8 protein-coding genes and 1 tRNA gene are annotated in these 12,092 nt (G+C 66.8%); 8 read left to right on the top strand and 1 reads right to left on the bottom strand.

Annotated features, from left to right (window positions below; translation table 11 throughout):
- Positions 1 to 134 precede the first annotated feature (134 nt).
- Complete coding sequence (locus NFX52_RS26935) at positions 135 to 797, bottom strand: c-type cytochrome (protein ID WP_055401586.1); 663 nt, start codon at positions 795 to 797, stop codon at positions 135 to 137.
- 106 nt (positions 798 to 903) lie between these two features.
- On the opposite strand from NFX52_RS26935, the gene NFX52_RS26930 reads away from it, so the two are divergent.
- From NFX52_RS26930 to NFX52_RS26895, 8 genes are all read left to right on the top strand, one after another.
- Positions 904 to 1,758 carry an AAA family ATPase gene (locus NFX52_RS26930; RefSeq protein WP_055401588.1) on the top strand — a complete coding sequence of 285 codons (855 nt, stop codon included), beginning with the start codon at positions 904 to 906 and terminating at the stop codon, positions 1,756 to 1,758.
- 10 nt (positions 1,759 to 1,768) lie between these two features.
- Entirely contained in the window at positions 1,769 to 2,005 is a 237-nt protein-coding gene (locus tag NFX52_RS26925; RefSeq protein ID WP_055401590.1) for a hypothetical protein, read from the top strand.
- Between the two features lie 16 nt (positions 2,006 to 2,021).
- On the top strand, positions 2,022 to 2,618 hold the full coding sequence (locus NFX52_RS26920; RefSeq protein WP_055401592.1) for a GNAT family N-acetyltransferase: 597 nt from the start codon (positions 2,022 to 2,024) through the stop codon (positions 2,616 to 2,618).
- Between the two features lie 24 nt (positions 2,619 to 2,642).
- On the top strand, positions 2,643 to 3,830 hold the full coding sequence (locus tag NFX52_RS26915; protein WP_055401594.1) for a vWA domain-containing protein: 1,188 nt from the start codon (positions 2,643 to 2,645) through the stop codon (positions 3,828 to 3,830).
- 133 nt (positions 3,831 to 3,963) lie between these two features.
- The gene (locus NFX52_RS26910; protein ID WP_082437613.1) at positions 3,964 to 5,919 is read left to right on the top strand and encodes an autotransporter assembly complex protein TamA; all 1,956 of its coding nucleotides are present in this window, start codon (positions 3,964 to 3,966) and stop codon (positions 5,917 to 5,919) included.
- A gap of 14 nt (positions 5,920 to 5,933) precedes the next feature.
- Positions 5,934 to 10,388, top strand: coding sequence for a translocation/assembly module TamB domain-containing protein (locus NFX52_RS26905; RefSeq protein ID WP_252635898.1), 4,455 nt, complete (start codon positions 5,934 to 5,936; stop codon positions 10,386 to 10,388).
- A gap of 55 nt (positions 10,389 to 10,443) precedes the next feature.
- A tRNA-Arg gene (locus NFX52_RS26900) sits at positions 10,444 to 10,518 on the top strand.
- Positions 10,519 to 10,689: 171 nt separating this feature from the next.
- Positions 10,690 to 12,092, top strand: a 1,403-nt coding sequence (locus tag NFX52_RS26895) for a type I restriction-modification system subunit M (protein WP_252635897.1), incomplete at its 3' end; no start/stop codon positions are given.

Here is a 12,092-nt window from a genome sequence, read left to right as displayed (position 1 = left end):
GCGAGCGGCCACACCTATCGCTGAAAATGCAAACGCCCGATGCGGTGCATCGGGCGTCGTTGGCCGGATAGTCCGGCTGCAGTTTTAAACCGTCCTGGGTGTCAACGCTATTCAGGACGGGTCAGTGGTGTCGCTTAACGGAAACGCGACTGGGGCACCGTGTGCAGATCGCCTTCGAGGCCGCTGATGTAGTTGGACAGCGCCTTCAGCTCAGCGTTGGTGAATTGCTTGGCCACACCGCCCATGATGGCGTTACCACGGCCCACATTGGCGTTCTTCTCGACCTTGTAGGACTTGAGGGCCACGAAGAGGTAGTCGGCATGCTGGCCGGCGATCTTGGGGTACGAGGGATCAATGGGCTTGGCGAAGTTGTCGCCATGGCATGACACGCAGGCGCCCTTCTTCAGCAGCTCGGCCACCTGCACACTGGGTTCGCGGCCGGGCTTGGCGGGCAGTTCGGCCCCCGTCTTGCCGTGCTGTTCGTAGTAGGCCGACACGTCAGCGATGTCCTTCTCGGACAACGACTCGGCGATGCCGCGCATGGTGGGGTGCTTGCGCTCGCCCTTCTGGTAGGCGACCAGCGCTGCTGCAATGTACTTGGCGCTTTGGCCCGAGATCATGGGCACCTTGTGGATCTCAGGAAAGCTGGCCTGGTAGCCAACAATGCCGTGGCAACCAATGCACATGGCAATCTTTTGCTTGCCGGCTTCCACGTCGCCTTTGGCTTCCTGGGCATGGGACAAGGCGGTCACGGAAGCGACAGCCAGGGCAAATAGCGTGGTCAGCGTTTTGTTCATTTTGCGCGCACAATCTCGTGGAAGTTCAGCTCTGGGCTCTGATCAGCCGCCGATTATAGCCAGCGCCCTGTCAAGCCCATTCATCAACGATCCGGTGTTTTCCCCCATGAAATTCCAAGGCTCCCAGAACTACGTCGCCACCCAGGACCTGATGCTCGCCGTCAATGCCGCCATCACGCTGCAACGGCCGCTGCTCATCAAGGGCGAGCCCGGCACGGGCAAGACGATGCTGGCCGAGGAAGTGGCCCAGGCGCTGGACATGCCGCTGTTGCAGTGGCACATCAAATCGACCACCAAGGCGCAGCAGGGCCTGTATGAATATGACGCCGTGAGTCGCTTGCGGGACAGCCAGCTCAACGACGGCGACAGCGCAGAGCGCGTGAAGAACATCCGCAACTACATCATCCAGGGCGTGCTGTGGCAAGCCTTCACGGCCGACCGGCCCGTGGCACTGCTGATCGACGAGATCGACAAGGCCGACATCGAATTCCCGAACGACCTGCTGCGCGAGATCGACCGCATGGAGTTCTACTGCTACGAAACACGCGAACTCATCAAGGCCAAGCACCGCCCGCTGGTGTTCATCACGTCGAACAACGAAAAGGAACTGCCCGACGCCTTCCTGCGCCGCTGCTTCTTCCACTTCATCAAGTTCCCCGAAGCCGACACCATGCGGCAGATCATCAACGTGCACTTCCCCACGCTCAAGAGCGAGCTGCTCAGCGTGGCGATGAAGACGTTCTATGACGTGCGCAACCTGCCGGGCCTCAAGAAGAAGCCATCGACCAGCGAACTGATCGACTGGCTCAAGCTGCTGGTGGCTGAAGACATTCCGCTCACCGCCTTGCAAAGCGCCGATAACAAGGTGGCGGTACCCCCGCTGGTGGGGGCGCTGCTCAAGAATGAACAGGACGTGAGCCTGTTCGAAAAGCTGGTGTTCATGAATCAGCGCAACCGCTGACTCCCCGGCAATGTCCCAACACCCTACCCCTTCGCTGGCAGACGGCATTGCCGACGCCATTGGTTTTGTTGGCGGCGCACTCGCCGGTTTCTGGCTGGGTCAGTGGCTGGGCATGGACATCTTTGCGCCAGGCTACGGCACCCCGGCCCTGGTGGGCATTGCCCTGGTGGGACTGGGCGGCGGCCTGGGCCTGCACGCTGCGCGGCGCTGGCAGACCAGTCGGCGCAACAAGCCCTCCAAGGATTGACGAAGAGAAAAGACCCATGGCTTTTGTAGAACCAGTCACCCTGCGCGACCGAGGCATCCGCCTGGAGCCCCTGGCGCTCTCCCACGAACACGGCTTGGCCGCCGCTGCGGCCGATGGCGAGCTGTGGAAGCTGCGCATCACCTCGGTACCCGAGCCCCAGGACACCCGCGCGTACATCGAAGCCGCCTTGAAGATGCGGGAAGACGGGAACCGCTTTGCCTTTGCCGTGGTGGATGACGCGACGGGCAAGGTGCTCGGCTCCACCAGCTACCACGACATCGTGCCCGCCGTGAAACGCGTGGAGATCGGCTGGACCTGGTACTGCCAAAGTGTGCAGCGCACCCACGTCAACACCACCGCCAAGCTCTTGATGATGGGCCACGCGTTCGACACGCTGGGCTGCCATGTGGTGGGCTGGCGCACCGACAACTACAACTTTGCATCGCAAAAAGCCATCGAACGCCTGGGCGCCAAGAAGGACGGCGTGCTGCGCGGCCACGCGCTGCGCCGCGACGGCACCATTCGCGACACGGTGATGTACAGCATGCGCGCAGGCGAGTGGCCTGAGGCGAAGGCGCAGTTGCTATATCTTTTAGAGCGCCACGCGCAATAAGCACTGGCGCTAGAGGCCAAAATCATGCTCATCGACTTCTTCTACACCCTGCGCTCGGCCAAGTTGCCCGTGTCGGTCAAGGAATACCTCACCCTGCTCGAAGCCCTGCAGGCCGGTGTGGTGGGCCCCAAGTCGGATGACGCGTGGAGCCTGGACGACTTCTACAACCTTTCGCGCCTCACGCTAGTCAAGGACGAGAAGCACTACGACAAGTTCGACCGGGCCTTTGGCGCCTACTTCAAGGGCGTGGAGATGGTGGCCGACTTCACCAAGGAGATCCCGGCCGATTGGCTGCGCAAGATCCTGGAGAACGAGCTCACGCCCGAGCAGAAAGCCGCCATCGAGAAGATGGGCTGGGACGAGCTGATGGAGACGCTGAAGAAGCGCCTCGAAGAACAGAAAGAACGCCACGAAGGCGGCAACAAGTGGATCGGCACCGGTGGCACCAGCCCGTTCGGCCACGGCGGCTACAACCCGCAGGGCGTGCGCATCGGCGGCGCGGGCAAGAACAAGAGCGCGGTGAAGGTGTGGGAGCAGCGCGCCTACAAGGACTACGACGACCAGCAGGAGCTGGGCACGCGCAACATCAAGGTAGCGCTGCGCCGCCTGCGCAAGTTTGCGCGCGAAGGGCATGAGCTGGAACTGGACCTGCCCGACACCATCCGCAGCACGGCCGCCAACGCAGGTTACCTAGACATCAAGATGGTGCCCGAGCGCCACAACAACGTGAAGGTGCTGCTGCTGATGGACGTGGGCGGCACCATGGACGAGCACATCCAGCGGGTGGAAGAGCTTTTCAGCGCGGTCAAAAGCGAGTTCAAGCACCTGGAGTTCTATTACTTCCACAACTGCGTGTACGACTTCATGTGGAAGAACAACCGCCGCCGCTTTGCCGAGAAGTTTCCGACCCTGGACATCATCCGCAAGTACAACAAAGACTACAAGCTGATCTTTGTGGGCGACGCGACCATGAGCCCCTACGAAATCCTGCAGCCCGGCGGCAGTGTGGAATACAACAACGAGGAAGCGGGCGCCGAGTGGATTCAGCGCCTCACGCACGCCTTCCCCAAGTTTGCGTGGATCAACCCCGAGCCCCAGGGCGTGTGGCAATACCGCCAGAGCATCAGCATCATTCAGCAACTGGTGAGCAACCGCATGTACCCGCTGTCGCTCAAGGGGCTGGAAGAGACCATGCGGCTGCTGTCGAAGTAGGCGGGATGGGGCACCAGCGCTTTGGAGCCCATCGCGCGGAACTGTCTGACACGACGGGGCTGATTTTCGGTGCATAGTGGCGGTGGGCCGGTTTTGCAGCCAGCCCCAACCACCCAAACCACCTTCTCCTGCCGTGCCTTTTCGCGTCCTGCGCCCCACTGCCCTTTTCTCAACGCCGGCCCCATGGTCGGCGTTGCTGCTTTTCAGCGCGCTGTGCCTGCAGGGTTGCAGCCTGCTGCCGCGCGGTGAGGATAGCGAGAGCACAGGCTCGGCGCCCACCCCGGCCATTGCCGAATCGGGCACGCCCTCTTTCGCCGTTCAGGTCAACGCCCCCGCCAACGTGCGCGAGACGCTGGAGCGCCACCTGGAACTGCAGCGCTTCCGCCACCTGCCCGATCTCCACGCCAACGAGCTGCAGCGCCTGCTGGGCGCAGCCGATGCCAACGCCCGCGAACTGTTGGGCACGATGGGCTACTTTGCACCCACCATCACGGTGGAGCTGACCGAAACGCCCGACAGCAAGGCTGCCCCGCGCACGGTGGTGGTCACGGTGCAGCCCGGCCCGCAGACCCGCATTGCCAGCGCGGACATCGACTTCACTGGCGACACGGGCGGCACGGACAGCTCCAGCGCGGAGCAACCAACAGAAGAAACCGGTACTAGCGCCAGCATCCGCCAGCAGCAGCGCGTGCAGCGCAACTGGTCCCTGCAGCCGGGCCAGCCGTTCACCCAGTCTGCCTGGGACTCGGCCAAGAACGACGGCCTGCGCCAGCTGCAGGCGCGCCGCCACCCCACCGCCCGCATCGCCAGCAGCCGGGCCGAGATCGATGCCGACCAACACGCGGCAAAGCTCAGCGTGACCTACGAGCCCGGCCCGCCCTACCGCTTTGGGCCGCTGCGGGTAGAGGGCAGCCAGCGCTACGACCCCGACGGCGCCAGGCGCCTGGCGCGCCTGCCCACAGGCGCGGTGTATGACGAGGCCGAACTGCTCGACGCCCAGCTGCGGCTGGCCAGCAGCGGTTACTACGATTCGGTGTTCCTCACGCTCGACACCGAGGGCACTGACCCGCAGGCCGCGCCCGTAGTGGCCCAGGTGCGTGAGGCACCGATGCAAAAGCTGGTATTCGGCCCCGGCTTCTCGACGGACAGCGGCGCGCGCCTGTCGCTGGAGCACATCCACAACCAGTTGCCCGTCATCGGTTGGCGCGCGGTGAGCAAGCTCTCGCTGGACCGCGAGACCAAACACGCCAGCAGCGAATGGACCGACCTGCCCAACAACAACGGCTGGCGCTGGTTTGCAGGCGCCCAGCTGCAGCGCGAGGCGACGGGCGACTACGACGTCAACAGCGGGCGCGTGCGCTACGGCCGCAGCAAAAGCACCAAGAACATCGACCGCAACTACTTCCTGCAGTACGACTACGCCAACAGCCAGGGGCTTGCCGCCAACGTGCAGTCGCCCTCTGACACCAGCACGGCCCTGAGCGTGAACTACGGCTGGACGGGCCGCTACTTCAACAGCGCCACCGCCCCCACGCGCGGCCATGGCATCGCCGTGGAGCTGGGGCTGGGCACCACGCTGCGGCCTGAGCGCGACCCGTTTGTGCGCACCCTGTTGCGCTGGCAGTCGTTCATCCCCGCAGGCCGCGTGCAGGACGCCGCTGGCGTGGGTCGCAGCGCCCGCGTGGCCTTGCGCGCAGAGGGCGGGGCCGTGCTGGCGCGCGATGGCGCGCAGATCCCTGTCACCCAACTCTTCCTGACCGGGGGCGACACCACCGTGCGTGGCTACGGCTACCGCAGCATCGGCGCCCGCACCGACAACGGCCAGCTCTACGGCGGCCGCTACCTGGCCGTGGGCAGCGTCGAATGGCAGCGCCCCATCGTCTACCAGGGCGCCATGACCGACTGGGAGAGCACGCTGTTCGTGGATGCTGGCGCGGTGGCCGACCGCCTGGGCGACCTGGACCCGCGCGTGGGCATTGGCGCTGGCGTGCGCTGGCGCAGCCCTGTGGGGCCGCTGCAGGCCGACCTGGCCTATGGCGTGAAAACCAAGGAGGTGCGGCTGCACCTGCGGCTGGGGTTCAGCTTCTGATGAGCGCTGCACCCATGCCCCCCCACTCCCCGACACCCCGCGCACGCTCCTCCGATTTCAGCGCAGGCGCATCGCACCACCAGGGTGGCCAGCACCCTTCGCCACGCCGTGGCCGCCGTGCGCTGCGTGCACTGGGCTGGCTGTTGGTCGCAATGATTGCGCTGCTGATCGCCGCTGCAGCCGCCGTGTGGTGGTGGGCAGGCAGCAGCACGTCGCTGGCCCTGGCGCTGGCGCGCGCGGCGCAGTACCTGCCCGCCAACCAACAACTGGAAAGCCGCGAGGTCACCGGATCACTGCGCAACGGCGGGCGCATTGGCTGGCTGCGCTGGCGCAGCCCCAGCCTGTCGGTGGAGGTGACCGACATCCGCCTGGGCTGGCAGCTGGCCCCGTTGCTGCAACGCCGCCTGGAGCTGGGCGAGGTGCATGCCGCACGCGTGCAGATCACGCCACTGGGCAGCCAGTCCAGTGCAGAGGCACCCACGCCCCTGACACAGCTGGTGCTGCCCTTGCAGATCGGCGTGCCGTTCCGCGTAGACCAGCTGCAATGGGCGGGCGCCCCGGCCGTAGAAGCCCAGGGCCTGGCCGGCGACTACCGCTTTGACGGGAGCGAGCACCGTCTGAACATCGCCAGCGTGGAGCTGGCCCAGGGTCAATACACCGCGCGGCTGACGCTGCAGGCCCAGGCCCCCATGGCGCTGAACGCCACTGTGGACGGCACGGTGAGCGCCGCCGTGCCCGGCGGCACCGCCGCCCTGCAGGTGGGTGCACACGCTACCCTGCAAGGCACGCTGGCCACAGCGGCAGCGCAGCTGCAACTGCAGGCGCGCATCAGCCCCACCGCCGCCCAGGCCGGGCCCACGGAGCCACCCCCTGCCCCTGCCAAATCGCCCACGCGGCAATCCGCAAAGCAGCCCCCACCCGCCGCAGAACCCATGCAAGCCGACGTGCAGGCCACGCTGGCGCCCTGGTCCCCACAGCCCCTGCAATCGGCCCAGGCCACGCTGCGCGCCGTCAATCTGGCAGCGCTGTGGCCGCAAGCCCCGGCCACCCAACTGCATGGCACCGTGCAGGCAGGGCCCGCCGGGCCTACCGGGCCCAGCGCAGGTGCGGCTGCTGCGCCCACCGGCTGGACCGTCAACGCACAGCTGCGCAACGAACTGGCAGGCCCATGGGACCAGGCCCGCCTGCCCATCACCACTTTGCAGGCCGATGCCAACTACGACGGCACCCGCTGGGCCGTGCCCGGCGCCACCGTGAACGCAGGCCCCGGCACCGTCACCCTGCAAGGCAGCTACACCCCTGGCACTGGCGCGCTGGAGGGCCAGGCCGAACTGCGCAACCTGCGCCCGGACGCCCTGCACACCGCCTGGGCGGCCGCGCCGCTGGCAGGCCGTTTGGGCGCGCAGATGCAGGGCGATGTGGTGCGCTTTACGGCAGATATCCGCGCCACCGGCACCGCCGCCTCCGGCAAAACCCCCACCAACCGCCCCGCCTTGCTGCGCATCAACACGCTGACCACCCAAGGTAGCTGGCAACCCCCGTCACCCACCCAGCCCGGCGGCACCTTGCAGCTGGAACGCCTGCTGCTGGACGCTCTGCAGGCCCGCGTTGAAGCCACCAACTTGCGTGTGGCCCCCGGCGATCTGTCGGGCCAGGGCCAGATTGCGCTGACCGTGCCCGGCGCCACAGCGCGCGCCCAAGGCAGCCTGGCGCCCCAGGCGGGTACGGGCGACCTGCAGGTGCAATGGACCGACGTGGACCAAACCCAGCGCTGGCTGGCCAGCCTGCCGCTGGTAGGCCCCCGTTTGAATGAATCCTTGCGGGGTGCCACCGCCAAAGGCGCCGTGCAGCTGAACGCGCGATGGAAAGGTGGCTGGCAGACAGCGGCCCGGCAACTGCAAGCCGCCACCGCAACCACCAGCGACAGCACATCCCCCAACGCCAGCCGTGCGGGCAACACGCCGCCATCAGACAAAGCCACCTTCGAGCTGCAAGCCAAGCTCTCCACCCCGCTGCTGGACCTGTCACTGCCTCCCAGTAAAGACGAGGGCGGCGGTGCCACCGCCGTGCAACTGCGCGCTGTGCAGGCCGGCCTCTCGGGCACCCTGGCGCAGGCCACGCTCACGCTGGATGGCGAAGCCCGGCTGAATGCATCCCAGCCCCAGCAGATGCAGCGGCTGGCCCTGCAAACCCGCGCCACGGGCGGGCTGGCCACACCCACGCAAGGGGCGCAGGTGCAGATCAGCGAACTGCGGCTGGTGGCACAAGACGCCGCACGCCCCGGCCCCTGGACGCTGCAACTGGCTGAGCCCGTATCCATCACCGCACGCGCCACCACCGGCCCACGCTCGCCATCAACGGGCTACACCGTGTTGGCCACTGCAGGCCAGGCCCGCCTGACCGGCCCCCAGCCCGGCACCGCCGTGCTGCGCTGGCAGCCCCTGCGCGTGGCCACCGGCGCGAACCCTGTGCAATTGCAGACCCAGGGCACCGTGCAGGGCCTGCCCATGGCCTGGGTCGACGCGCTGGGCCTGGGCAACACCCCGGCCGCCGCAGGCCGCCCTGCCCAGCCGCTGCTGGCCCGCATGGGGCTGGCCACCAGCATCGTGCTGGACGGGCAATGGAAAGTGGACAACACCCAAGGCCCCCTGCGCGCCAGCGCCAGCCTGCGCCGCGCCAGTGGCGACCTGCGCATCCTGGCGGGCGACGCCACCGCCATCACCGCCGTGCAAAGCAGCGGCCAGGGCACGGGCGCGGGCGCCACGGCGGTGATCGCCACCGAGGCCTCGGCAAGCCCCTCGGCATCAGCTGCTGCATCCGGTGCAGGGGCAGGCACCGCCGCCGGTGTGCGCCAGGCCGAAGTTACCATCGAGATCGAAGGCGAAGCCCTGCGGGCCCAACTCGCCTGGGCGAGCGACCGGGCAGGCGAGGTGCAGGCCAACGTCAGCACCCGTCTCACACCCGGAGCGCCCGGCGCCTCCGCCGCTGCGGGCGCCAGCCCCTCCTCGCCCGTCAACTCTTCGCCAGCCACCTCTTCGCCCTTCAGCTGGGCGCCCGATGCACCCCTGGCCGGCACCCTGCGCGCGCGCCTGCCCGACGTGGGCGTGTGGTCGGCCCTGGCCCCGCCCGGCTGGCGCGTGCGCGGCACGCTGGACGCCAGCGCCACCTTGTCAGGCACCCGCAATGCGCCGCGCTGGGCCGGCACGCTGGGCGCCGACGACATGGCCGTGCGCTCGGTGGTCGATGGCGTAGACCTGCAAGGCGGCCGCCTGCGCGCCACGCTGCAAGGCAACCAGCTCAGCATCACCGAGTTCCGTCTGCAGGGTGGGCGCGGCAGCGGCGCGCGCATTGCGGGCTTCAGCGGCAACCGCACTTCCGCACCGCAAGACGGCGGCACGCTCACCGCCACCGGCCGCGTGAGCTGGGGTGACAGCGCCACCGCAACCACCGGCCTGTCGGGCATCACCATGTCGCTGCAGGCCGAGGCCAAGGCCCTGCAAGTGCTGGTGCGGGCCGACCGGCAAATCAGCGTGTCAGGCCAACTGCAAGCACAGCTTCAGCAAGGCCAGATCAGCCTGCGCGGCAAGCTGACCACAGACCGCGCCACCATCATCCTGCCCGATGAAACCGCGCCCACGCTGGGCTCCGACGTGGTGGTGCGCTCTGCTGCCAAGGACCGCGAAGACCAGGCCAAGGCCCAGGCCGCCGCCAAGGCCAACCAGGTAGCGACCCAGGCCGAAACCGCCAAGCCCCCCGATATCGCGATCACCCTGAACCTGGGGCGCGACTTTGCCCTGAGCGGTCAGGGCATCACCACACGGCTCACGGGCGAGGTGGACATCCGCAGCAGCGCCGTGCCCGGCGCCCCACCCCGCGTGACCGGCGAAGTGCGCACCGACGAAGGCCGCTACCGCGCCTGGGGCCAGATGCTGGACGTGGAGACGGGACTCATCCGCTTCAACGGCCCGTACAACAACCCCTCGCTCGACATCCTGGCACTGCGGCCCAACATCAGCGTGCGCGCTGGGGTGCAGGTCACCGGCAGCGCCCAGGCGCCGCGCGTCAAGCTCTATTCAGACCCCGAGCTGCCCGATGCCGAAAAACTCTCGTGGGTGGTCCTGGGCCGCAACGCCTCCGCAGGCGGCGCCGAAGCCGCCGTGATGCAGCAGGCCGCCCTGGCCCTGCTGGGCCGCCGTGGCGGCGGCAACACCAGCGCCAACATCGCCAGCCGCATCGGCCTGGACGAAATCGGCTTTCGCAGCGCCACCACCGGCGAAGACGCCAGCGCAGCCGCCCTCACCTTCGGCAAACGCCTGTCCAAGGATTTGTATGTGACCTACGAACGCAGCTTGTCGGGCACGCTGGGCACGCTGTACATCTTTTACGACCTTACCCGCAGCCTCACGCTGCGCGGGCAGACGGGCGAGAAGAGCGCGGTGGACATCATCTACACGGTGAAGTACGACTGAGGCCGCGCACTCCAAAGGGCGTGCGTGTGCCCACTACAATGCGCGGCTGTCTTGCCTCCTCGTAGTTCAATGGATAGAACGAGTGCCTCCTAAGCGCTAGATACAGGTTCGATTCCTGTCGAGGGGACCAAAATAATTGTCAAAATGGCCTTTAGCGCTTATTGGATAAGCGCTAACAGCTATCAAAATAGTAGTATTCAAAGAAGCAACCCCGTGGCAGGGTCTTCGCAGTGTGTGCGGCGGGCCTGCCCGCCCGACAGCGCCCAACGGCGCTCTTCAGCCACCCGCGCACCGCAGCCACATGCTCCAAGACATCCAGAAAACCCTGTGGGCCACCGCCGACAAGCTGCGCGCCAACATGGACGCCGCCGAATACAAGCACCTGGTGCTCGGCCTCATCTTCGTCAAATACATCTCTGACACCTTTGCCGCCCACCACGCCACGCTGGTGCTGCGCCTGGCAGACCCCGACGACGACTACTTCTACGGCGACGCCGACCCCGCCGACATAGCGGCCGAGCTGGAAGACCGCGACTACTACAAAGAAGCCAACGTCTTCTGGGTGCCCGAAGCCGCCCGGTGGGAGCAATTGCGCAGCAGCGCCAAGCAGCCCGACATTGGCAAACGCATTGACGACGCCCTCACCCTGATCGAGGCCGAGAACCCCACGCTCAAAGGCATCCTGGACAAGCGCTATGCCCGTGCGCAGCTGCCCGACGGCAAGCTGGGCGAGCTGGTGGACTTGGTGTCAACCATCGGCTTTGGCGACACCCCCGACGTGGCGCGCGACACCCTGGGCCAGGTGTACGAATACTTTCTGGGCATGTTCGCCAGCGCCGAAGGCAAACGCGGCGGGCAGTTCTACACGCCCGCCAGCATCGTCAAAACCCTGGTGGCCGTGCTCAACCCGCACACCGGCAAGGTGTACGACCCGTGTTGCGGCAGCGGCGGCATGTTTGTGCAGAGTGAAAAGTTCATCGAAGCCCACGGCGGCAAAAAAGGCGACGTGTCCATCTACGGGCAAGAGAGCAACCCCACCACCTGGCGCCTGGCCGCCATGAACCTGGCCATTCGCGGCATCGACTTCAACCTGGGCCGCGAACCTGCCGACACCTTTGTGCGCAACCAGCACCCCGACCTGCGCGCCGACTTCATCCTGGCCAACCCGCCCTTCAACATCAGCGACTGGTGGCATCCCAGCCTGGAGGGCGACGCCCGCTGGGTGTATGGCGACCCACCCCACGGCAACGCCAACACCGCCTGGCTGCAGCACATGCTGCACCACCTCAAAGCCACGGGCCGTGCTGGAATCGTTTTGGCCAACGGCAGCATGAGCAGCAGCCAGAACAACGAAGGCCAGATCCGCGCCGCCATGGTCGATGCCGACGTGGTGGAAGTCATGATCGCCCTGCCCGGCCAGTTGTTCTTCAACACCCAAATCCCGGCGTGCCTGTGGTTTTTGGCCAAGCGCAAAAAGCGCAAGGGCGAAGTGCTGTTCATCGACGCCCGCAAACTCGCCACCATGATCAGCCGCGTTCAGGGCGAGCTGACCGACGCGGTCATCGACCGCATCGCCGCCACCGTAGCCGCCTGGCGCGGCGAGCCCGCGCCCACCGCCAACCCCGTTCGGGCTGAGCTTGTCGAAGCCAGCACCCCCACCCCCGTTCGGGCTGAGCCCGTCGAAGCCAGCGCACCCAAATCCGT

The sequence above is a fragment of the Acidovorax facilis genome (assembly GCF_023913775.1).
In the GTDB taxonomy this organism is placed as follows: Bacteria; Pseudomonadota; Gammaproteobacteria; order Burkholderiales; family Burkholderiaceae_C; genus Acidovorax; species Acidovorax facilis.
Note: the sequence above shows the minus strand (reverse complement) of the source record. Positions and strands in the feature narration are given on the sequence as shown.

Excerpts from the sequence above, each read along its gene's own strand:
- NFX52_RS26935 (WP_055401586.1), bottom strand. The coding sequence starts at position 797 with ATGAACAAAACGCTGACCACGCTATTTGCCCTGGCTGTCGCTTCCGTG.
- NFX52_RS26930 (WP_055401588.1), top strand. The coding sequence starts at position 904 with ATGAAATTCCAAGGCTCCCAGAACTACGTCGCCACCCAGGACCTGATG.
- NFX52_RS26925 (WP_055401590.1), top strand. The coding sequence starts at position 1,769 with ATGTCCCAACACCCTACCCCTTCGCTGGCAGACGGCATTGCCGACGCC.
- NFX52_RS26920 (WP_055401592.1), top strand. The coding sequence starts at position 2,022 with ATGGCTTTTGTAGAACCAGTCACCCTGCGCGACCGAGGCATCCGCCTG.
- NFX52_RS26915 (WP_055401594.1), top strand. The coding sequence starts at position 2,643 with ATGCTCATCGACTTCTTCTACACCCTGCGCTCGGCCAAGTTGCCCGTG.
- NFX52_RS26905 (WP_252635898.1), top strand. The coding sequence starts at position 5,934 with ATGCCCCCCCACTCCCCGACACCCCGCGCACGCTCCTCCGATTTCAGC.